The organism is Cupriavidus sp. WS, assembly GCF_000395345.1.
Classification (GTDB): Bacteria; Pseudomonadota; Gammaproteobacteria; order Burkholderiales; family Burkholderiaceae; genus Cupriavidus; species Cupriavidus basilensis_B.
In genome coordinates this window covers 1-23117 of the sequence record NZ_AQPL01000034.1, presented here as the reverse complement: position 1 = coordinate 23117, position 23117 = coordinate 1, and the positions used below count along the sequence as shown (strand labels likewise).

Annotated in this window: 15 protein-coding genes and 1 pseudogene; 6 read left to right on the top strand and 10 right to left on the bottom strand. The window is 71.2% G+C overall.

The features are described from left to right. Positions 1-53 precede the first annotated feature (53 nt). From nirD to K206_RS0103630, 5 genes are all read left to right on the top strand, one after another. Complete coding sequence (gene nirD / locus K206_RS0103650) at positions 54-404, top strand: nitrite reductase small subunit NirD (protein ID WP_020201054.1); 351 nt, start codon at positions 54-56, stop codon at positions 402-404. Next, positions 401-1630 (top strand): NAD(P)/FAD-dependent oxidoreductase, encoded by a 1230-nt coding sequence (locus tag K206_RS37430; protein ID WP_020201053.1) that lies wholly within the window; start codon positions 401-403, stop codon positions 1628-1630. The genes nirD and K206_RS37430 overlap by 4 nt, the downstream gene beginning before the upstream one ends. 44 nt (positions 1631-1674) lie before the next feature. Continuing rightward, positions 1675-4434, top strand: a complete 2760-nt coding sequence (locus K206_RS0103640) for a nitrate reductase (protein ID WP_020201052.1) — start codon at positions 1675-1677, stop codon at positions 4432-4434. Between the two features lie 218 nt (positions 4435-4652). Continuing rightward, positions 4653-5918, top strand: coding sequence for an MFS transporter (locus K206_RS0103635; protein WP_052165778.1), 1266 nt, complete (start codon positions 4653-4655; stop codon positions 5916-5918). Positions 5919-6649: 731 nt separating this feature from the next. Beyond that, the gene (locus tag K206_RS0103630) at positions 6650-9568 is read left to right on the top strand and encodes an HD domain-containing phosphohydrolase (protein WP_020201050.1); all 2919 of its coding nucleotides are present in this window, start codon (positions 6650-6652) and stop codon (positions 9566-9568) included. A gap of 121 nt (positions 9569-9689) precedes the next feature. Here K206_RS0103630 and pcaD read toward each other — a convergent pair whose 3' ends face one another. The 6 genes from pcaD to K206_RS0103600 form a co-directional block, all read right to left on the bottom strand. Next, positions 9690-10526, bottom strand: a complete 837-nt coding sequence (gene pcaD / locus K206_RS0103625; RefSeq protein WP_020201049.1) for a 3-oxoadipate enol-lactonase — start codon at positions 10524-10526, stop codon at positions 9690-9692. 56 nt (positions 10527-10582) lie between these two features. Beyond that, positions 10583-11971: a multidrug transporter subunit MdtD gene (mdtD, locus tag K206_RS37425; protein WP_020201048.1), complete on the bottom strand. Its 1389-nt coding sequence runs from the start codon at positions 11969-11971 to the stop codon at positions 10583-10585. A 229-nt stretch (positions 11972-12200) separates the two neighbouring features. Further along, positions 12201-14363 (bottom strand): TonB-dependent receptor, encoded by a 2163-nt coding sequence (locus K206_RS0103615; RefSeq protein WP_020201046.1) that lies wholly within the window; start codon positions 14361-14363, stop codon positions 12201-12203. Positions 14364-14452: 89 nt separating this feature from the next. After that, complete coding sequence (locus tag K206_RS0103610) at positions 14453-16615, bottom strand: PQQ-dependent dehydrogenase, methanol/ethanol family (RefSeq protein WP_020423654.1); 2163 nt, start codon at positions 16613-16615, stop codon at positions 14453-14455. A 188-nt stretch (positions 16616-16803) separates the two neighbouring features. Continuing rightward, the gene (gene styD, locus K206_RS0103605; RefSeq protein WP_020201044.1) at positions 16804-18294 is read right to left on the bottom strand and encodes a phenylacetaldehyde dehydrogenase StyD; all 1491 of its coding nucleotides are present in this window, start codon (positions 18292-18294) and stop codon (positions 16804-16806) included. A 145-nt stretch (positions 18295-18439) separates the two neighbouring features. Continuing rightward, positions 18440-19465: a helix-turn-helix domain-containing protein gene (locus K206_RS0103600; RefSeq protein WP_020201043.1), complete on the bottom strand. Its 1026-nt coding sequence runs from the start codon at positions 19463-19465 to the stop codon at positions 18440-18442. Positions 19466-19797: 332 nt separating this feature from the next. Here K206_RS0103600 and K206_RS43565 point away from each other — a divergent pair, with 332 nt between their 5' ends. Further along, positions 19798-19968, top strand: coding sequence for a hypothetical protein (locus K206_RS43565; RefSeq protein WP_020201042.1), 171 nt, complete (start codon positions 19798-19800; stop codon positions 19966-19968). 190 nt (positions 19969-20158) lie between these two features. Here the strand turns inward: K206_RS43565 and K206_RS0103590 are convergent, their stop codons facing one another. The 4 genes and pseudogenes from K206_RS0103590 to K206_RS0103575 all read right to left on the bottom strand — a co-directional run. Continuing rightward, the gene (locus K206_RS0103590; protein WP_029043193.1) at positions 20159-21238 is read right to left on the bottom strand and encodes a porin; all 1080 of its coding nucleotides are present in this window, start codon (positions 21236-21238) and stop codon (positions 20159-20161) included. Positions 21239-21611: 373 nt separating this feature from the next. Then, positions 21612-22217, bottom strand: coding sequence for a Wadjet anti-phage system protein JetD domain-containing protein (locus K206_RS44225; RefSeq protein WP_231401546.1), 606 nt, complete (start codon positions 22215-22217; stop codon positions 21612-21614). Between the two features lie 51 nt (positions 22218-22268). Then, positions 22269-22765: pseudogene (locus K206_RS44220) on the bottom strand (DUF3322 domain-containing protein); the annotation flags it as partial. Further along, positions 22749-23117: SbcC/MukB-like Walker B domain-containing protein (locus K206_RS0103575; protein ID WP_304413121.1), on the bottom strand; the 369-nt coding region annotated here is incomplete at its 5' end. The pseudogene K206_RS44220 and the gene K206_RS0103575, both read right to left, overlap by 17 nt.

Genomic DNA, 23117 nt, shown 5'->3' with positions numbered 1-23117 from the left:
GCCGCCCCGCCCGAGCCACCCACCCCACCGCGCCAGACCCAAGGAGAACAAGCATGAGCCAAGCCCGCCAGCCCGAGACCTGGACCGCCGTCTGCGCCCTGCGCGACATCGTGCCCAATACCGGCGTGTGCGCGCTGGTGGACCAGGCGCAGATCGCCGTGTTCCGCGTCGGCGCGGGCGAGGCCGAGCAGGTCTTCGCCATCGCCAACTACGACCCCAACTCCCACGCCGCGGTGCTGTCGCGCGGGCTGGTCGGCAGCCTGGGCGAGCGCGTGGTGGTGGCCTCGCCGATCTACAAGCAGCACTTCGACCTGCGCACCGGCGAATGCCTGGAGGCGCCCGAGCATTCCGTGGCGGCCTACCCGGCGCGCGTCCACGACGGCAAGGTGTGGGTGGCCGCATGAGCGCCAGCCCCAAGCCCCGCCTGGTGGTGGTCGGCAACGGCATGGCCGGCATGCGCACGGTCGAGGAACTGCTCAAGCTGGCGCCCGACCTCTACGACATCACCGTGTTCGGCGCCGAGCCGCACGGCAACTACAACCGCATCCTGCTCTCGCCGGTGCTGGCCGGCGAGAAGACCATCGCCGACATCATGCTCAACACGCGCGAGTGGTATGCGCAGAACGGCATCGAGCTGCTGGCCGGCGACCCGGTGGTGGCCATCGACCGCGCGCGCCGCATGGTGCGCTCGCAGTCGGGCCGCGAGGTGCGCTACGACCGCCTGCTGCTGGCCACCGGCTCCAAGCCCTTCATCATCCCGGTGCCGGGCCACCAGCTCGACGGCGTGATCGCCTTTCGCGACATCCAGGACGTGGAAACCATGCTGGCCGCGGCGCGCGACCACCGCCACGCGGTGGTGATCGGCGGCGGCCTGCTGGGCCTGGAAGCCGCCAACGGCCTGATGCGCCAGGGCATGGAAGTCAGCGTGGTGCACGTCACCGGCAGCCTGATGGACCGCCAGCTCGACGCGCCCGCCTCGGCCCTGCTCAAGCAGGCGCTGGAGCGCAAGGGCCTGCGCTTCCTGCTCAACGCGCATACCAGCGCCATCCTCGGCGAGACGCGCGTGACCGGCGTGCGCTTCAAGGACGGCACCAGCATCCCCGCCGACCTGGTGGTGATGACCGCGGGCGTGCGGCCCAACATCGAACTGGCGCGGCAGGCCGGCCTGCACTGCGAGCGCGCCATCGTGGTGGACGACACGCTGCAGACCTACGATCCGCGCGTGTACGCCGTGGGCGAATGCGTGCAGCACCGCCAGGCCACCTTCGGCCTGGTGGCGCCGATCTGGGACCAGGCCCGCGTGGCCGCCGCCCACCTGGCCGGCGCCGGGCACCGCCGCTACGTGCAGCAGGCCACCGCCACCAAGCTCAAGGTGACGGGCGTGGACCTGTACTCCGCCGGCGACTTCATCGGCGGCGCGGGCAGCGAGGACCTGGTCATGCGCGACGCGCGCCGCGGCGTCTACAAGCGGCTGGTATTGCAGGACGGCCGCCTGGTCGGCGCGGTGCTGTACGGCGACGTGCAGGACGGCCCCTGGTACTTCGACCTGATCCAGCGCGGCGCGCCGGTCGGCGCGATGCGCCAGCGCCTGCTGTTCGGCCGCGCGCAGTGCGAGGCGCTGGCGGCCTGAATGCCGCGCCGCCTCCGATAGAACCGTCAGCAACGAGCGCCACCGTGAACCTGTCCGATATTCCCGTCATCGCCGCCACCGGCACCGCGGCCACCGTCACCGACACCACCTGCCCCTACTGCGGCGTGGGCTGCGGCGTGCGCGCCACGCGCCATGCCGACGGCAGCGTCGAGGTGGCCGGCGACGCCAGCCACGGCTCCAACCAGGGCCGCCTGTGCGTCAAGGGCTCGGCGCTGGCCGAGACCACCGGGCTGGAAGGCCGCCTGCTGCATCCGCAGGTGCGCGGCGCCGGCGGCGCGCTCACGCAGGTCTCGTGGGACCACGCGCTCGACCGCGTGGCGCGGGGCTTCCGGGACATCATCGCCGAGCACGGCCCCGACGCCGTGGCGCTGTACGTCTCCGGCCAGTTGCTGACCGAGGACTACTACATCGCCAACAAGCTGATGAAGGGCTTCATCGGCAGCGCCAACATCGACACCAACTCGCGCCTGTGCATGTCGTCGGCGGTGGCCGGGCACAAGCGCGCCTTCGGCGAGGACCTGGTGCCGGGCAACTACGAGGACCTGGAGCTGGCCGACCTCGTCGTGCTGGTCGGCTCCAACACCGCGTGGTGCCATCCGATCCTGTTCCAGCGCCTGTCGCGGGCGAGGGAAGCGCGCCCCGGCATGAAGCTGGTGGTGATCGACCCGCGCCGCACCGCCACCTGCGAGCTGGCCGACCTGCACCTGCCGGTCAAGCCCGGCACCGACGTGTGGCTGTTCAACGGCCTGCTGCACTATCTCGCGCAGCACGGCGCCGCCGACGCGGATTTCATCGCCGCCCACACCAGCGGCTTCGATGACGCGCTGGCCGCCGCCGGCCCGGACTGCGCCGACCTCGACACGGTGGCCCGCGCCTGCAAGCTCGACGTGGCCGACCTGCGCGCGTTCTACGCGCTGTTCGCCGCCACGCCCAGGGTGGTCACGGCGTTCTCGCAGGGCGTCAACCAGTCCTCGGCCGGCACCGACAAGGTCAACAGCATCATCAACTGCCACCTCGCCACCGGCCGCATCGGCCAGCCCGGCGCGGGGCCGTTCTCGCTGACCGGCCAGCCCAACGCGATGGGCGGGCGCGAAGTCGGCGGCCTGGCCAACATGCTGGCCGCCCACATGGAGCTGGCCGAGCCGCTGCACCGCGAGATCGTGCAGTCGTTCTGGGGCTCGCCCGCCATCGCGGACAAGCCCGGCCTCAAGGCGGTGGAACTGTTCGAAGCCATCGAGCAGGGCCGCGTCAAGGCGGTGTGGGTGATCGCCACCAACCCGGTGGTGAGCCTGCCCGACGCCGACCAGGCCCGCCGCGCGCTGGCCCGCTGCGAACTGGTGGTCAGCTCCGACATCATGCTGCGCACCGACACCAACGACGCCGCGCACGTGCTGCTGCCCGCGCTCGGCTGGGGCGAGAAGGACGGCACCGTGACCAGCTCCGAGCGCCGCATCTCGCGCCAGCGCGCGTTCCTGCCCGCGCCCGGCGAAGCGCGCGCGGACTGGCGCATCCTGTGCGAGGTGGCCACGCGCATGGGCTTCGACGGCTTCGCCTACGCCGGCGTGCACGAGATCTTCGACGAGCACGCGCGGCTGAGCGCCTACCGCAACGGCGGCGCGGACGCCACGCACGCGCCGCGCGTCTTCAACATCGCCGGGCTGGCCGGCATGAGCCGCGCGCAGTTCGACGCGCTGCCGCCGGTGCAATGGCCGGTGGCGGCCAGCGCGCCCGCGCTGCGCGGCAGCCGCGGCACCGAGCGCCTGTTCGCCGACGGCCGCTTCGCCCACGCGGACGGCCGCGCCCGCTTCGTCGCCACCGCGCCGCGCGCGCCGGCCAACGCCACCGACGACGCATACCCGCTCGTGCTCAACACCGGCCGCGTGCGCGACCAGTGGCACACCATGACGCGCACCGGCAAATCGCCCAGGCTGGCCGACCACATCGCCGAGCCGTTCGTCGACATGCACCCGCAGGACGCGCTGCTGTGCGGCGTGGGCGAAGGCAAGCTGGCGCGCGTGAGCACCCGCTGGGGCGCGCTGGTGGCGCGCGTGCAGCACAGCGGCGGCATCGCGCGCGGCAGCGTGTTCGTGCCGATCCACTGGAACGACCAGTTCAGCTCCGACGCGCGCGTCGGCGCCCTGGTCAACCCGGTGGTGGACCCGCTCTCCGGCGAGCCCGAGTTCAAGCACACGCCGGCGCGCGTGGAGGCGTTTCCGGTCTCGTGGCACGGCTTCGCGCTCAGCCGCGGCGAGCTGTCCGGCAACGCCCTGACCTACTGGACGCGCGTGCAGGGCCGCCAGTTCCAGCGCTACGAATTCGCCGGCCGCGAGAACGTCGACGACCGCGCCGCGTGGGCGCGCGCCCTGCTCGGCATCACCGACCCCGACGCCGACTGGATCGAATACGAAGACCGCAGCGCCGGCATCTACCACGCCGGCCACGTGGTCGACGACCGCCTGCAGAGCTGCATCTACGTCGCCACCCGGCCCGAGCTGCCCTCGCGCGCGTGGCTGTCCACGCTGTTCGCCAGGGAGCGCCTGGAAGACGCCGACCGCATCGGCCTGCTGCTCGGCCAGCCGCTGGAAAAAGGCGTGGATGCCGGCCCCACGGTGTGCTCGTGCTTCGGCGTGGGCCGCAATACGATCTGCGACGCGGTGCGCAAGCACAACCTCGCCACGCCCGCCGAGATCACGGCCTGCGTCAAGGCCGGCGGCAACTGCGGCTCCTGCGTGCCGGAACTGAAGAAGCTGCTGACGGAGATCAGGGTGGCGGAAACGGCTTGAGCCCGGCGCGAAACCTCGCTTCGCGGCAGAAAATGCCGGCCCGCGCGCCGGCGGCGGCGCCGCCCGCCATGTGTAAGTACGATGAAGACCCTGCCGCGGACCGGGGATTAGCACGGTATTTGCGGGCCGCCAGCGCAAAGCGCGCGGCGGTGGTATGTTGCCCGTCTTTCCGGGTCGCGCCCCGCAGATCCGCAACAGACAAGCAAACGAGCAGACTCATGATGATGGAAGGCAGTCACCCCGCGGGTGACGCAACGAACAATCCCCACGCCGATTCGCCCCTGCGGGCGTGGCTGGCGGTCGGATCGGTAACGGTGGGCGCGTTCGCGTTCGTGACCACGGAATTCCTGCCGGTCGGGCTGCTGCCGCAGGTCGCCGCAGAATTCGGCGTGACGCCGGGCACCGCGGGACTCATGGTGACGACGCCCGGCATCCTGGCCGCCATCTCCGCGCCGGGCATGATGCTGGGCGCCGGACGCATCGACCGGCGCCTGATCCTGCTGGTTCTGTCGGTGCTGCTGCTGGCGTCGAACCTGATCTCGGCATTCGCGCCGAGCTTTACGGTCATGCTGGTCGGCCGCGCGCTGCTGGGCGCGAGCCTGGGCGGCTTCTGGACGCTCGCGCTGGCCGCGGCGGGCCGGCTGGTGCACCCCCATGAAGCGCCGAAGGCCACCGCGATGATCCTCGCGGGCGTGACGTGCGCCACCGTGATCGGCGTGCCGCTGGGCACCTTCATCGCCGGTCTCGCCTCGTGGCGCGCCTCGTTCATGGCCACCGGCGTGCTGGTGGCGGTCGCGCTGGTGGCCCAGGCCATGCTGGTGCCGGCGCTGCCGTCGAAAGCCGCGCTGCGCATGGCCGACCTGCTCGCGCTGCTGCGCCGCACGCATTCGCGCCGCAGCCTGATCATGGTCGCCTTCGTGTTCGGCGCCCACTTCTCGTCCTACACCTTCATCGCGCCGTTCCTCCAGCAATACGCCGACTTCAGCGCGCAGAGCATCACCCTGGTGCTGCTCGGCTTCGGCATCATCGGCTTCGTCTCCAACTTCGCGGTCTCGGCCACGGTGGGGCGCAACCTCAGCGCGTCGCTCGCGGCGATGATCGTGATACTGATGGTCTCGCTGCTGGCGATGCCCGCGCTGCGGCATGCGGCGCCGGCGGTGGTGGCGACCGTGCTGGCGTGGGGCATCGCCTTCGGCGCGATCCCGCTGTGCCTCAGCGTATGGATCCAGCGCTCCACCGCCGACCTGCCCGAGGCCGGCTCGGCGCTGTTCGTCGGCATCATCCAGGTGGCCATCGCGGTGGGCTCCTCGGTTGGCGGCGGCATCGTGGACCACGCCGGCATCCCGACCGACTTCGGCCTGGGCGCGGCCCTGGCGGTGATCGGCCTGGCGCTGCTCGGCAGCTTCCGCGCCATCGGCAAGGACCACGCCGCGGCCCCGGCGGCCGCGGGCGTGATCGCGCCCGCGCCGGACTGCAACTGCTGAAGCCAGGGAAAGCCGCCATGCGGGCGGCTCAGGGCATGAGGGCGGGGACGGCGGCGCAGAACGCCAGCCCCGCCCGTGCCGCGATATTCGGCTGATGCGCGCGGGAATGCGCCGCATGGAAAATCCGCAGGCTATCGCGAGCGGCACGAAAAAAACAATACCGGCCCGAAACGCCTCCAGGCATTTCCAGATCCACCCGCGGCATTCGGCCGCCGCGCCATGTTCGCCGCCTGGCGCGGATTCGCTCGCGCGCCGCCACCGGCCATAAGCGGGTTATGGCCGGCCAGGCGCGGCCGCGACAAATCATGGCGAAACCCGCTGCCCGCGAATTGGCGTCCGGCGTGGCTGCCACGGCCGCTGCGCGCCATCGACATCCGCATTGGCATAAGGAAACGCCGCGGAATTTTCGCAATCGGATTGAATTGCGCCATTTCCTGCCGTGCACGAATATCGCGCGCCGCATGTGGCAAAGGAGCGAATGCGCGGCACGCCATATCATTTGAAAAACGCTTATGACAGAATCAGCCCGACACACCGGCCGGCGGCATTTTCCCGGCCTTTGTGCATGGGCAGGCGGCAAGGGGACGACGCATCCGCCGCTTCATATCACCGTCACGATCGCGCGCCAGCGCGCCCGCGCCGTGATGCTGTTTGCGGTACGGACCAGGTCAACCGTACCTCCTCGGACCACTACCATGCATGCCGCCACTCCAGAGCGCCAGTCCGGAATCTTGTCGCCGTATTCGATCTACATCACGCTGCTGGTCCTCATGGCCGGCATGGTGCTGCTGCTCTACGGCGCGCTCACGCTGTACGAGCGGCATGCGAGCAGGCAGCTCATGCTGGTGCAGGCGCGAACCACCTTCGAGCGGGTCGGCCGGGAGGCGGTCGCCTCGGCCGAGGCCGAGCTGCGGCCCGCGCGGCTGACCGCCGTGCTGCTGGCGCAGACGCCGCTGCTGAGCGCGCCGGACCAGGCCACGCGGCTGGCGCAACTGCCGGTGCTGGCGACCGCGCTGCGGCACAACCCGTCGCTGTCGGCGGTCTACGGCGGCACCGGCGACGGGTCTTTCGTGCTGCTGCGCAACCTGCGCGCGGCCGGTCCGCAGGCCGTGCCGGACACGCCGGCCGGCGCCGCCTTCCTGCTGCAGTCGGTGGACCGCTCCGGCGGCGCGGCGCGCGGCCGCTTCGCCTTCTACGACGCCGAGCTGCGGCTGCTGGCCGAGCGCGACGAGCCGGACTACCGCTACGATCCGCGCGCGCGGCCCTGGTTCACCGCCGCCACGGCCGCCGCCGGCGCCGTGGTGCAGACCGGCCCCTACCGCTTCGCCACCACGCAGGAGCTGGGCCTCACGCTGGCCAGCGCGCAGGGGCGCGCGGTGGCGGGCGTCGACGTCAGCCTGCGGGACCTGTCGGAAATGCTGGCGCGGCAGCACATCACGCCGTCGGCGGAGTTGATGATCGTGAATGCGCAGGGCACGGTGCTGGCCTACTCGCGCGCCGGGCAGCCGGGCGGCGCGTCCGGGCAGGCGCCCGGCGTGGCGGCGCTCGGCGTGCCGGTCCTGAGCGCGCTGTGGCAGCAGCATGGGCGCGGCCCGCAGCCCGGCGTCGCCATGCTGTCGGTGGACGAGCGCGAGTGGGTGACGCGCCTGGAGCCGCTGCCCAATCCCGCCGGCGCGCCGCTGATGCTGGCCATCGCCGCGCCGCGCGACGAACTCCAGGCCAACGCGATCCGCAGCCGCAGGCTGTCTCTGCTGATCACCGGCGGCATCGTGCTGCTGATGCTGCCGCTGCTGCACTGGGCGGCCAGCCTGATCGCCCGGCCGCTGGAGGAACTGGGGCGGCAAGCGGCCGCGATCCGGCGCTTCGACTTCAGCTTCACCGGACAGCCGCGCAGCCACATCCGCGAGATCGACCGCCTCGCCACCGCGATGCTCGGCATGAAGGAGACGCTGCGGCGCTTCCTGGAAATCTCCGACGCCTTGTCCAGCGAGCATCATTTCGAGACGCTGCTAGACCGCATCCTGACCGAGACGATCTCCGTCAGCGGCGCCAGCGAGGGCGCCATCCACCTGCTGGCCACCGACGGCCGGACGCTCGAGCCGGCGGCCATCCGCGTGGGCGGCGCGCGCGGCGACCTCTCCGGCGTGAAGGGGTGGTCGCTGAACGACCCCACCAACCCCTCGGCCGCCATGCAGGCGGCGCGCGACGGCCGCACCGTCAGCATCGAAGCCAGCCAGGACGATCCGGCCCTGGCCACCACCTACGGACACCTGTTCGCGCGCCTGCGGTCGCCGCACTTCCGCGTGCTCGCGCTGCCCCTGAAGAACCGGCAGGACGAAGTGGTGGGCACGCTGTCGCTGGTGTTCCTGCCGGAGACCGGCATGGAAGACAATCTGCCGTCGTCGCGCGCGGCCTTCGTCGAGGCGCTGTCGGGCACGGCGGCGGTGGCCATCGACAACCAGCTGCTGTCGCGCGGGCGCAAGGAGCTGATGGAGAGCTTCATCCAGATGCTGGCGGGCGCCATCGACGCCAAGAGCGCCTACACCGGCGGCCACTGCCAGCGCGTGCCGGAACTGACCAAGATGCTGGCGCGCGCCGCCTGCGACGCCGACCGCGGCCCCTACGCCAGCTACCAGCTCAGCGAGGCGCAGTGGGAGGAACTGCATATCGCCGCGTGGCTGCACGACTGCGGCAAGGTGACGACGCCGGAGTTCGTGGTCGACAAGGCGACCAAGCTGGAGACGCTCTACGACCGCATCCACGAGATCCGCATGCGCTTCGAGCTGCTCAAGCGCGACGCCTACGTCGAACGATGCGAGCAGGCGCTGCGCGCAGGCGGCGCCGATCTCGCCGCCGTGCGCGCGGCGGCGGCGCCGGCGCAGGCGGTGCTGGACGAGGAGTTCGCCTTCGTGGCGGCCTGCAACCACGGCGGCGAATTCATGGCGCAGGAGAAGATCGAGCGGCTGCGCGCGATCGGCTCGCGCACGTGGCTGCGCACGCTGGACGACCGGCTCGGCATCTCCCGCGACGAGCGCAGGCGCAAGGAGGCGCAGCCCGCCCCGCCGCTGCCGGCGGCGGAGCCGCTGCTGGCCGACAAGCCCGAGCACCTGTTCGCGCGCCCCGAGCGCGAGCGCCTGCCGGCCGGCAATCCGTGGGGGTTCACGGTCAAGCCGCCCGAGCACCTGTACGACCGCGGCGAGCTCCACAACCTGTCGATCGGCCGCGGCACGCTGACCGAGGAGGAGCGCTACAAGATCAACGAGCACATCGTGCAGACCATCAAGATGCTCAGCGCGCTGCCCTTCCCGCGCCACCTGCGCAACGTGCCGGAGATCGCCGGCGGCCATCACGAGAAGATGGACGGCACCGGCTACCCGAAGGGACTGACGCGCGAGCAGATGAGCCCGGCCGCGCGCATGATGGCCATCGCCGACGTGTTCGAGGCGCTGACCGCCGACGACCGGCCCTACAAGAAAGGCAAGATGCTCTCCGAGGCGATGGAGATCATGGTGGCCATGAAGAACAACCACCATATCGACCCGGACCTGTTCGACCTGTTCCTGCGCTCCGGCGTCTATCTCGCCTACGCCCGGCGCTACATGCGGCCGGAGCAGATCGACGCGTTCGACCTGGAAGCCTGCCTGGCCTGAACGCGCGCGCGGCGGCGAGGTTGGCCTGGAAGTGGTTTCGGGGAGATCCCGGCGTCGTAGCGCAGGCGGGCCGCCGCGCGATCCGAATGCCCTGCTCCGCCCGGGCCAGGACCGCCGCGCTTCATCCTGAAACCGAGACAGATTCCTGGCGGCGCCCGGCGTCGCCGCCCGCGCTCGCCTCGGCGCCGAGGAAATCGCGCAGCGCATCGGTGAAGCGCGCGGGCTGCTCGAAGCTGGACAGGTGCGCGGCTTCCAGCTCCACGTATCGCGCGCCGGCAATGGCGTCCGCCAGCGCGCGGCCCGCCGCGGGCGGGGTCGACAGGTCGGCGCTGCCCGCGATCACCAGCACGGGAACGGGAATGGCCCCGACCGCCTCGCGCAGGTCGGCATCGCGCAGGGCGGCGCAGTTCGCGGCATAACCGCGCGCATCGAGCCCCGCCAGCACGGCGCGCAGGCCGTCGAGCCCGGCGCCCGCCGCCGACGCGAACGCCGGCGTGAACCAGCGCTGCACCGAGGCCGCCACCAGCGACGCCATGCCGCCGCGCAGCACGCCGTCGATGCGGGTGTTCCAGGACGCGGCCGTGCTGATCCTGGCCGCGGTGTTGGCCAGCACCAGGCGGGTGAAGCGCCGCGGCGCATTGACGCCGAGCCACATGCCGGTCAGCCCGCCCATCGACAGGCCGCAGAACGCGGCCTCGCGGATGCCGAGCGCGTCCATCAGCGCCAGCACGTCGCCGCCCAGCCCGGCCACCGTGAACGGTCCCGGCGGCAGGGTCGAGCGGCCGTGGCCGCGCGTGTCGTAGCGCAGGATGCGGAACTGCCCGCGCAGCGCTTCGGCCTGCGGCGCCCACATGGTGTGGTCGGTGCCGAGCGCGTTGGAGAAGATCAGGACCGGCGCGGAATCGGGGCCGTCCAGGGTGTAGAACAGCGAAGCGCCGGCGTGGTCGAGATGAGGCATCGGGTCTCCGGGGGGACGGGAATCGGTCTCGGCTTGGGGTTGGGTGGCGCGCCCCCTCACATCTCGCCCGCGTCCGCCATCTTCTTGCCCGCCGGCCGCGCCACGTCCGGCGACAACTGCAGGAAGATCCACGCCGAGGCCGAGGTGATCAGCCCCACGCAGATGAAGGTGGCATGGAACGCCGGCAGCGCCGAAGTCGTGCCGTGGCGGGCGAAGACGCCCTGGAACGTCGCCAGCAAGGCGCCGGCCGACGTCACCGCCAGGCTCATCGACAGCATCTGCACCATCGACAGCAGGCTGTTGCCGCCGCTGGCCCCGGCGGTGCCGAGGTCCTTGAGCGTGACGGTGTTCATGGCGGTGAACTGGATCGAGTTGACCGCGCCGAACACCGCCAGTTGCAGCAGGATCAGCGCGAACGGCTCGCGCGGCGAGATCACCGCGAACGACGCCATCGTCAGCCCCACCACGAAGGTGTTGGTGACGAGCACCCTGCGGTAGCCGTAGCGTTCGATCAGCTTCGTGGCCAGGCGCTTGGAGGCCATGCCCGCGGCGGTGACGGGCAGGATCATCATGCCGGCCTGCAGCGGCGAGTAGCCGAGGCTGATCTGCAGGGTCAGCGGCACCAGGAACGGCATGGCGCCGTTGCCGATGCGCGCGAACAGGTTGCCCAGCAGCCCCACGCTGAAGGTGTGGATGCGGAACAGCCGCAGCGCGAACAGCGGGCGGCGGTGCCGCGTGGCGTGCAGCACGTAGGCGGTGAGCGAGGCCATGCTGGCGATCAGCAGCATCAGCACCACGGCGTGCTCGAAGCCGAGCTCGGCCAGGCCGTCGAGCGAGAACGACAGCGTCAGCATGGCGATGGCCAGCAGCACGTAGCCGCTGGTGTCGAAGCGCGCCACGCCGTGCAGGCGGCTGTTGGGCATGTAGCGCAGCGTGGCCAGCCCGCCCAGCAGGCCCACCGGCACGTTGATGAGGAAGATCCAGTGCCAGGAGAACGCCTCGGTGAGCCAGCCGCCCAGCGTCGGCCCGATCAGCGGCCCGACCATGCCCGGGATGGCGACGAAGCTCAGCGCCTGCAGGTACTGGTCGCGCGGGAAGGTGCGCAGCACGGCCAGCCGCCCCACCGGCAGCAGCATCGCGCCGCCCACGCCCTGCAGCACGCGCGAGACCACCAGCATGGTCAGCGTGTTGGAGTACGCGCACGCCAGCGAGCCGGCCACGAACAGGCCGATGGCGGTCTGGAAGATGGTGCGGGTGCCGAAGCGGTCGGCCAGCCAGCCCGAGGCCGGGATGATGACCGCCATTGTCAGCGAATAGGCGATGATCACCGACTGCATGCGCAGCGGGCTTTCACCGAGGCTCCTGGCCATCGAGGGCAAGGCGGTGTTGACGATGGTGGAGTCCAGCGTCTGCATGAAGAAGCCGACGGCCACGACCCACAGCATGATCCTGCGGGTGTGGTCGTCGACGGCGGAAGGCGCGGAAGGCGCGGAAGGCGCGGAAGGTGCGGTCGGGGCCGGGGGCGTGGCGGATGTCGAGGGCTGAATATCGTCTTGCATGTGGTCTTGCATGTGGACGTGCGGAGCGGCGCCACGCGGCCGTGGCCATGCGACAGTTTAGTGCAGGCCGGCGGCATTGCGGCGGCATTGCGCCGCGCAGGCCGCCCCGGCGCCGTCAGATCTGCGCGCGCAGCCCCAGGAAAAAGCGCCGCCCGGGCGCCGGCTCGAAGTAGCGGCCGTTGCTTTCGTTGACGATCACCGAGCCGATGTAGCGCCGGTCGGCGAGGTTGTCGATGCGCCCGAACGCATACCAGCGCGTGCGCCCCACGCGGAAGGCGTAGCCGGCGCGCAGGTTGAAGCTGGCGTAACCGGGCGCGGCCTGGGTGTTGAGGTCGTCGGCGAAGACGCGCCCTTCCACGCGCATTTCCGCGCCCAGCACGAGGCCGGCCACGGGGCGGCAGGTCGCCTCGAAGTTCAGGCTGTGGCGCGCGGTGCCGGGCACGCGGCTGCCGGTGGCCACGGTCTGGCCCTGGGCGTTGACGAAGGCTTCGCCGAAATGGGCGTCCAGCCAGGTGTAGGCCAGCCCGGCACCGTAGCGCTGCCCCGCGCCGAACGCGCCGTGCCAGGCCAGCTCGAAGCCGCGCCGGCGCACGCCGTCGACGTTCTGGTAGACGCTGCGGCCGTTGTCGTTGGACAGCGGCACGATCTCGTTGCGGCTGTCGGCGTCGAACAGGGCCGCCTCGACGCGCTGGCTGGCGCCCTGCCACTTGACGCCCAGTTCGCCCTGGCGGCTGGTGGACGGACTCAGCCCGAGGTTGGTGCCGGTGCCGGCAGGGCCGTAGGCCACCTCGGTCAGCGTCGGGGTCTCGAAGCCGCGCCCGAGGTTGGCGTAGACGTTGACGGACTCGAACGCCTGCCACACCACGCCGAGCACCGGGCTGACGTTGCCGAAGGTGTTGTTGCCGCTGTCGTCGGGACTGGCCGCGGTGACGAAATGGTCGGCGATGCCGAGCCGGACCCGGCTCGCGCGCACGCCGCCCACCAGCCGCCACGCCGGGTGCCAGGTCCAGTCGAACTGGGCGTAGGCGCCGTAGCTGCTGGCGGTGTCGGTCTCGTCGCGGCGCGGCGCGCCCTGCGTGCCGTTCTGGTTGACGTAGCCGGTGCGCGCGTCGCGCATGCCGTCGGCCTCGATGCCGGCGCTCCACAGCAGCGGCAGGCCGGCGAAGCGCGTGTCGTGGTGCCACGACAGCGCCGCGCCGCCATAGCTGCGGTCGATGTCGACGATGCCGCCGGCGGAATTCGGCGCGGCGCCGCTGAAGCCCAGGTACTGGGTCAATGCGCGCGTGCCGCCGTAAGCGCGGGCCTCGATGCGGTCGCGCTCGCCCAGGCGCTGCTCCCACGCCAGCCCGCCCTGGGTCTGCCTGACGGTCTTGCCGGTGTCGAACTGCGCCGACAGCGGCACCGACTGGCGCGGGCGGGCCTCGGCCTGCGCGCGCGTGAGGCCGAGCGGGTCCTGCGCCAGCGGCTGGTCGAAGATGTTGAGCAGCGCGGTAAGGCGGGTGCCCGCCGCCGGCTCGGCCACCACCTTGGCGTTGAGCTGGCGCCGCCGCGCCGCGCCGTGGTCGCGGTAGCCGTCGGTCTCGAAGGACCAGGCGTCGAGCGTGGCGCCGATCTTGTCGTTGCCGCCGCCCAGCGTGACGCCGGCGGTCCACTGCCCGTCCGAGCCGAAGCCGGTGGACGCGCGCGCCATCGGCGCCCTGGGCGGGTCCGGCGTGAAGACCTGCACCACGCCGCCCGACGCATTGCCGTACATCTGCGCGAAGGGGCCGCGCAGCACCTCGATGCGGCTGGCGTTGTTGAGGTCGAAGGTCGAGGCCTGGCCCTGGCCGTCCGGCATGGTGGCGGGAATGCCGTCGACGAACAGCCGCACGCCGCGCACGCCGAAGGTGGAGCGGCTGCCGAAGCCGCGCACGGCCAGCTGCAGGTCCTGCGAATAGTTCTGGCGCTCGCGCGCGGTCACGCCCGGCACGCCGGCCAGCAGTTCGGAAAGGTTGACCAGCGCGCTGGGCGCGGCCATCGGGTCGACCGGCACGCTGTCGATGGCGGCGGGCGCATCGAAGCGCTTCTGTTCGGCGCGGCTGGCGCCGACCACCACGTCGGGCAGCGTGTCGTCGGCAAAGGCGCCGCCGGCGCCCGCCGCGAGCAAGGCGGCGGCCAGGCAGCACAGGCGCCGCGCGGGACGCGGCGGCGCATGCCGGCCAGCCGGTCCGCCGGCCGGTCCGCCGGCCTGCGCGCCAGCCGGCCTGCCACCCCGCGCGCGCGCCCTGTTGCCCGCCATGTGCCTGTCCCGGGTTCGTTGATCGGATCCTGCGCCACCGCCGCCCGATTGTGCCCGATCACGCGCGGTTTGCCAGGGCCGCCCGGCGCTCACTTGGGCCGGATCGCGTCGGCGGTGCCCTGGATGAACGCCTTGATCTTCTCCACGTCCTCCCTGCTCAGCTTGCCGGTGAAGTCCGGCATGCCGCGCGCCATCGCGGGCCCCTTGAAGACGATCTTGTCGAGATGCTCGATGTAGGTGGTGTCCAGGTAGCCCAGGTTGGGAATGTTGCCGCCGCGGTCCACGCCCGGCACGCCGTGGCACAGCACGCAGTTGCTGACATAGAGCGCGGTGCCGGCGGCGACGTTGGCCGGGTCGTACTTCACGCCCGACAGCAGCCGGCCGGCGCGGTACTGCGCGAACGCCGGCAGCGGCGCCTTGCCGCCCACGGCGAAGGTGTAGACCGTGCCCGGCCCCTGCCGGTCGGTGGCGCGCTGGGCCTGACCGTACACGCCGCCCCAGCCCACCGCGACGGACACGTACTGCCTGCCGTCCACCATGTAGCTGACCGGCGCGGCGATCACGCCGGTGCCGGTGGGCGACTCCCACAGCTTGGCGCCGCTGGCCGCGTGGTAGGCGATGAAGCGCCCGTCCGCGGTGCCCTGGAACACCAGGTTGCCGGCCGTGGTCAGCGTGCCGCCGTTCCACGGCGAGACCTGCTCCTGGGTCCACACCGCCTTCTGCTGCACCGGGTCCCACGCGATCAGGCGGCCGAAGGGCTTGCTCGCGGGCGGCTCGGCGTTGAGGAACTTGGCGGTGTTCCAGCCCACGTTGCCGTGCGGCTGGCCCGGCTGGCCGCCGTTGAAGGTCCAGTTCTTGTCGTCCATCAGGTTCAGCGGCACGTGCTGGGCCGGCAGGTAGACCAGGCCGGTCTGCGGGTTGAACGACATCGGGTGCCAGTTGTGCGCGCCGTAGGGGCCGGGGATGGCGTCGTAGGGCTTGTCGCCCTCGCGCGCCGCCGGGATCTCCACCGGCCTGCCGTTCTGGTCGTAGCCGCTGGCCCAGTTCACGTCGACGAAGTTCTGCGCCGAGATGAACTTGCCGTTGGTGCGGTCGATCACGAAGAAGAAGCCGTTCTTGGGCGCGTGCAGGATGACCTTGCGCGCCTGTCCGCCGATGTTCAGGTCGGCCAGGATCATCTGCTGGGTGGAGGTGTAGTCCCAGTTGTCGCCCGGCGTTTCCTGGTAGTGCCAGACGTATCTGCCGGTGTCGGGGTCGAGCGCGACGATGGAGGCCAGGTAGAGATTGTCGCCGCCGGCCGGGCTGCGCTTGCTGCGCGCCCACGGCGAGCCGTTGCCGGTGCCCACGTACATGAGGTTGAGCTCGGGGTCGAACGCCAGCGTGTCCCACGCGGTGCCGCCGCCGCCCGCCTCCCACCACTTGCCGGCCGGGTCCCAGGTCCTGGCCGCCGCGGCCATCGACTCGTCCTCGAACGGTTTGGCGGGGTCGCCGGGCACGGTGAACCAGCGCCATTTCTGCTCGCCGGTGCCGGCGTCGTAGGCGGTGATGTAGCCGCGCACGCCGAACTCCGCGCCGCCGTTGCCGATGATGACCTTGCCCTTGAACACGCGCGGCGCGCCGGTGATGGTGTACGAATGCTTGCGGTCGATGATGGTGTCCTTCTCCCACAGCTTGCGGCCGCTGGCGGCGTCCAGCGCAATCAGCCGGCCGTCGTAGGCGGCCACGAACACCTTGCCCTGGTACAGCGCCACGCCGCGGTTGACCACGTCGCAGCAGCCGCGGTAGCCGAGCGCGCGGTCGACCTTGGGGTCGAAGGTCCACAGGCGCTTGCCGGTACGCGTGTCCACCGCGTGCACCACGCTCCACGAGGCGGTGACGTACATGATGCCGTCCACCACCAGCGGCGTGGACTCGACTCCGCGCGTGGACTCGAGGTTGTAGGACCAGACCAGCCCGAGGTCCTTGACGTTGTCGGCGTTGATCTGCGCGAGCCGGCTGAAGCGGGTCTCGGCATAGTCCAGCCCGTAGCTGGGCCAGTCCGGCGTCCTGGCCGCGTTGGCCTCGATGAAGGCGCCGTCGACGCTGCGCGTGACGGCGCGGATGTGGTCGGGCGTGGCCGCGCGCGGGGCGGGCCGGCCCTGCGCGGCGGCCGGCAGGGATGCCGTCATGGCCGCGGCTGCCAGCAGCGCGGCGGCGGCGCACAACCGGCGCGGCAAAGCACGGAACGGAACCCGCGTGGATTCGTGGCGCATCGTGTCTCCTCTCTCTTTTGTTTTTTGCTTCTTCTGCGGGGCTGCGGGGGGCTGCAAGAGGGTGCCGCGCCTGCGGGGCCGGCGTGGCGGACCTCCTCCACCACGCCGGCGCATGCGGCAGGCCCAAGCATGTGTGCAACGCGGACCTTTTAAATACCCGGAATTACCCCGAGGGGGTCCGGCGCCGCTCAGTAGGCCATGCAGACCGACTTGATCTCGGTGTACGACTCGATGGCCGAATAGCCGTGCTCGCGCCCCACGCCGGACGCCTTGTAGCCGCCGAACGGCATGTTGGGGTCGACGATGTTGTGCGTGTTGACCCAGACCGTGCCGGCGTCGAGCCCGTCCACCAGCCGCTGCACCGCGCGCAGGTCGTTGCTCCAGATGCTGGCGCCGAGGCCGTATTCCGAGCGGTTGGCTTCGGCCAGCACGGCCTGCGGGTCGTCGAACGGCATGGCCACCACCACCGGCCCGAACACTTCCTCGCGCACCAGCGTGAGGTCCTTGCACGCCGCGTTGGCCACCACCGTGGGCCGCACGAAATAACCGGGACGCTCCGGCGCGGTGCCGCCCGCGACGATCTGCGCGCCCTCGCTGCGGCCGGTGCCGATCAGGCCCATCACCTTGTCGCGCTGGCGCGCCGACACCAGCGGCCCCATCTGGCTGGCCGGGTCGAGCCCGGCGCCGAGCACCGTGGCGTCGGCCACCTTGCCCAGCCCCTCGACCACCTGCTCGTAGTGGCGGCGCGCCACGTACAGGCGCGAGCCGGCCGTGCACACCTGGCCCTGGTTGAGGAAGATGGCGCCGGCCGCGCCCTCGATGGCGCGCGCCGGGTCGCAGTCCTCCAGCACGATGACCGGGCTCTTGCCGCCCAGCTCCAGCGACACGCGGCGGATGTCCTGCCCGCAGCGCGCGCCGATCAGCCGGCCCACTTCGGTGGAGCCGGTGAAGGTGATCTTGTTCACGCCGGGGTGCGCCACCAGCGCCGCGCCGGTCGTGCCGTCGCCCGTCACCACGTTGAACACGCCCGCCGGAAAGCCTGCCTCCAGCGCCAGCTCGGCCAGCCGCAGCGCGGTCAGCGGCGTTTCCTCGGCCGGCTTGAGCACCACCGTGCAGCCGCAGGCCAGCGCCGGCGCGATCTTCCACACCGCCATCAGCAGCGGGAAATTCCACGGCACGATGGCGCCCACCACGCCCACCGGCGTGCGCCGCGTGGACGCGCGGTAGCGCGTGCCCGGCGGAAACGGCACCGAGATGTCGAACGTGCTGCCTTCGATCTTGGTGGCCCAGCCGGCCATGTAACGCAGCCACTGCACGCTGCCGGCCACCTCCAGCCCCTGCGCGAAGGCCAGCAGCTTGCCGTTGTTGAGCGTCTCCAGCCGGGCCAGCTCGTCGGCGTGCTGCTCCACGAGGTCGGCCAGCCTGAGCAGCAGGCGCTCGCGCTGGGCCGGCGTCATAGCGGGCCAGGCGCCGCCGGCAAACGCGCGCCCGGCGGCGGCCACGGCCGCATCGACGTCGGCCGCGCCGCCCGAGGGCACGCGCGCGATGGCCTCGCCGGTGGCCGGATCGAACACGGCGAAGGTCTCGCCAGACGCGGCCTGGCGCCACTCGCCGTCGACCAGCATGGCATTGCGGATGGCCTGGTCCAGGCCGCCGCGGGCTTCCTTGGGTGCATTCATCTTCGTCTCCGGTCATTGTCGGCTTGCGCCTTGTCATGGAGAACGAAGTTAGCATCGGCCCCGCGCGCATGGCTTGTCTGGCCGTGCACAAAGCTTGCCGATGCGTGCAAGCGCGGCGAAAGCGGACCGCGGCCGGAGAGACGGATCAGTGCGGCAGCACAATATGCGCGCCCGCATGCCGCTGCCGCCATTGCGACGGGCTCATGCCGAAACGCTCGTGGAACACGCGGCTGAAATGCGCGGCATCGGCAAAGCCGAGCGCGAAGGCGATCTCGGTGATGGTGCGCCCGGGCTCGCCCGACAGACGCCGCGCGGCCTGGCGCAGCCGCCGCGACAGGATATAGGCGTGGGGCGTGAGGCCGGCCTCGCGGAACAGGTTGTACAGCGTGCGGCGGGACACGTTGAGCACGGTGGCCAGCCGCTGCGCGCACAGCTCGGGATCATGCAGCTGGGCATCGACGAACTCGGCCAGCCGGCGCATGCGCGCCTCGCCCAGGCGGCGCGCCACCGCAGAGCCCGCCACGCCGGCCACGCCGTCCATGTCGCAGGCCGCCGGCTGCGCCGCGCGCACGCCCTGCAGCGCGGTCTCCATCAGCGACACCACCGAGTCCTGCAGCACGGCCTGCCCGTGATGGTCCAGCAGGTGGCCCGCGCAGGTGTCGTGCAGCAGCGCGCCCAGCGCCGACACCGCGATGCGCGCCGCGCCCTCGCCCGGCAGCGCCTGCCCGCCCAGGTTCGCCGCCGCCTGGCGCCAGCCGAACGCGTGCGCCTGCGGCACCAGCAGCACCAGCACGCGGCTGCGCTCGCCCATGTCGATGCTGTAGGGCTGCGCGGTATCGTAGATGGACCACATGCCCGCGGCCAGCTCGGCCGCGTTGTTGCGCTGCGCCACGCGGCTGTGCCCGCTCAGTTGCCAGAAGATCTTGAAGAAGCCCGCGTCCGACGCCGCCGCGTGGCGCGGCTCGCGCGCCACGCGGTGCGCGTCGACCTCCAGGTCCGCCACCGCGCACGCGCCGAAGCGCGCATAGCTGAAGCTGCAATGAAAGCGGCCGCTGGCCTGGCGCGAATACGCGAGCGGCAGGAAGCTGGTGTCGATCGCCTCGCGCCATTGCTCGAAGGTCAGGCCATTGCGGCGGGACGCGGTCTGCGGCGGGCTTGGCACGGCGGGCATCGGGCATCTCCAGTGACCGGCGCTGCGGCGCCGGCGGGATCGGAAAGCAGTGGGCCAGCCTAATGGAAAGCCGCGGCTCGGACAATCGGCGCAACTACCCGGCCGGCGCCGCCGCGTGCGTCGAGGCCAGCCGCGCCGGCCGGCACGCCCCTGTCTGCGGCGCGCGCACATGGCGCACGCGGCTGTCTGGCGCTGCCCAACAGCGCGGCCGCGCCAGGCGCTCCCTGAGGCACGGCAAAGGCGGCTTTGTGCCCCGCGCGCGGCCGGCACGGGAAATGCGATGCATCCGGGAAACGCCGGCGCCGATGCCGCAACCGTCCGGAGGATTGGCCATGCGAAGACTGCCGCTTCTCACGCTCTGCCTGCTCGCCGCCCTGGCCGGCATGACCGTGTTCATCTGCCTGTCCGGGGCGCTCACGCTGCACGACACCGAATACGGCAGCGGCACGGCCCTCGCCCGCTGCCTCGTGGACGAGCCGATGGATGCCGCGCGGCAGCAATGACCGCGGCAGGCACGAGGCAGGCAGGAACGGGAATGACGGACGGAAAAAAGGCCGGTCGTCCGACCGGCCCAACGATCCCTGCGCCAGGCAAGGTCGATATGAGACTTGGCGTGCCGGGTCGTCCCCGGCACGCCCGCTGTCACTGCGCGGCGCGGACGAATCCGCCCCGCGTCAGGTGTCAGGCATCAGGTCAGAAGCGGTGGCGCACGCCGATGGTGGCGCCGGTCTGGTTCGCGCCCACCAGGGCCGTGCCCGCGCCGTTCAGGCCCAGCGACGAGCCGTCCTTGTTCTTCACGTAGCCGATGTTCAGGTAGGCATCGGTGCGCTTGGACAGCGAGTAGTCGCCCGACAGCACGAACATCCACGGATCCCCGCCGCTGTTCTTGGTGTCGGTGTAGTAGGCCGCGCCGGTCAGCTGGAAGGCAGGCGTGAACTTGTAGCTCGCGCCGGTCCAGTACACGTTGCTGCGCTGAACCGCGGCGGTGGTGCTGGCGGTGCCGTCGTCACGCAGCCAGCGGTAGCCGGCGAACACCTTGGCGTCGCCGAAGGCGAACGCGGCGCCGAGGGCCGCGCGCTTGGCGCTGCGGTCCTGCAGCGCGACCGATGCGCCCTGGTACTGGTCGTAGGCGCCGCCGATCGACAGGCCGCCCACGGCATACGACAGGCCCGCGCCGTAGTTGCGGCCGACCTTGTTCTCGCCCGGCACTTCGCTGCCGTTGGACACGGTGGCGTCGCGGCCGAAGCTGTAGAAGCCGGTGGCGGTCAGGCCGCCGAACTTGCCGGTGTACTTGATGGCGTTGTCGGCGCGGCCGTTGAACTGCGCGTCGACGTTGTTGAGCGAGTAGCGCGGGCCCACGCCCATCGGGTCATAGGCGCCGAACAGGTCGTACAGCGCGTTCTGCTGGCGGCCGAAGGTCACGGCGCCAAAGTCGCCCTGCAGCCCGACATACGACTGACGGCCGAACAGGCGGTTGCCCTGGCCGGACAGGCCGGTGTCAATGTCGAAGCCGCTTTCCAGCACGAAGATGCCCTTCAGGCCGCCGCCGAGGTCTTCGACGCCGCGCACACCCCAGCGCGAGCCGGACAGGTTGCCGGAATTCAGGCGGGTCACGGTGCCGCCGGCCGAGCCGGTGGCCGGCGTGTGGTTGATGACTTCGACGCCGGCGTCGACGATGCCGTAGAGCGTCACGCCCGAAGTGGTCTGGGCGAACGTGGCGCCCGACGCTGCGGCTGCGGCCGCGGCGGTCATTACGAGGAGAGCTTTCTTCACTGGGTTGTTCTCAGTCTTATGGATGGATGAGGCGATCTGCCACGAGCCTGAAGCTGTTGCGGCTGACGCATTCTCTCCACCTTTCGTGAAAGCTTTATGTCCGTACAACGCAATAATTCGGTCATATTGCGGCCCCGCGTGACCGCCCGTCCCCCTGCGCAGGGCGCAATGTGCTTCCGACAACACAGCCACGCCACGCGCGCGGCGAGGCGGACCGGGCGACGGATCCACTAGCCGGTAATCGGATATTCCGCGTCGAAGGCGGCGAAGCGCGCCTGCAGGAACTCGATCAGGCGGCGCTGCCGGTAGGACGGAAAGCGGCTTTGCAGGAGCAATGGAGGCAGCCGCAGCGAGCGAGAAACGCATCGGCACCCTATTGCTGCGTTTGCCCATGCCATGCGCCAAGCGCGGCAGCGACCGTGTCCGCCGGCAGAAACTCCTGCTCGAGCCGGCCACGTTCCAGTCCGCAGAGATACTGGTAGAAGGCCGCCTCCGTCGCGTCCAGGCCTTCCGGCGGCTCGGCACCCGCACGCACGGGTTCATTGACCGCGAGCGCCGGGGCGTAGCGATCGAAGCACGCGCGATCCATGAGCACGGGCCTGACACCGGGCAATGCCCGCCGGGCTCCGGCCAGCATCGCCAGGCCCCAGGTATCGAGATCGCCCCAGTACGCAACGTGCCTTCCGATCAGCCATTCCTGACGCATCCAGCCGAGGTGCAATCCCGCGCCCAGAATGGCCACTGTGCCGGCCAGCGCCGGCAACTGGTGCAGGCAACGTTCGTTCTCCACGATCAGGATGCGGCTGGCTTCTCCCGGCATGCCAGCCAGCTCTCCGACCGGCACGCGCTGCTGCGCGAACGGCAGCAGCCCCGGCACCAGCGGCGCCACCAGCAGCCAGTGATCGCTGTCCTCCGCCGCGCCCAGGAAGGCCTCCAGCCCGGCGCCACCCGCCAGCCCGCCGAAGCGGGCATCCAGCATCTGCGTCAGCAGTGCACGATTGCGCTCCAGGAACTTGCTGTCGATGTTGCAGACCGTCACGGCCCGCAACGGGCGCCCGCCGGCGCAGCCAGGCGACAGGGCAAGCGCGACCTCGCCCGCCTTGAAAACTTCCCCGGCGGGACGATCCAGCGCGAGGCTGCGATGACGCAGGATCAACGAGTGGAACAGCGGATCCACGCCTTCCACCAGCTGCCCCAGCGCCCGGTATTCGGCCTGGATCGCGGCGTCGCCGGTAGCCTCGTCCACTCCGATGGCGTGCCGATCTCCCATGCCACAGGCAGCTCGACCGGCGCTTCGCCGGCACGGTAGACCGTGCTTTCCCAGGCCACCTTGCCGACCCGCACCTGCCGCCAGGACTGGGCATGACGCCGGACCGCCTCGGTCTCGCGGGCGAAGATGCCCGCCGTGGGCCGCCCGATCATCAGCCGCAGCGGCCAATGGCCCCGCTCGAGCAGGCGTGAGGTCCGCAACGAAGCCGACTGCCATTGCCGGCCCAGCTTCGCGGCCAGCTCAGCCGGTGACTTCATCGCGCCTTCCTTGCCGCACGCGGGCCACTTCGTCCAGTTCTTCCCAGCTCAGCGAAGTCATGGTGGCCTGCTGTCCCCGGCGATGGATCAGGATCGCGGAACGGGTATGCGCGCGCAGCAGGCGCATTTCCTTGTTGGGCGTGACGAACAGCGGATGCAGGCCGAATTCCCGCAACGCAGAAATGATGCGGCCCGCCACCGCTTGCGAGCTCTTGGAAAAGGCTTCGTCCAGGACGATGGTGCCGAACAGCGGCCTGCTGCTGCCATTGGGGCACAAGGCGTAGCTCAGCGAAGCGGTCACCACCGCAACCACCACGACCGCGATGATTGTCATCACCCGGCCAATACCGCC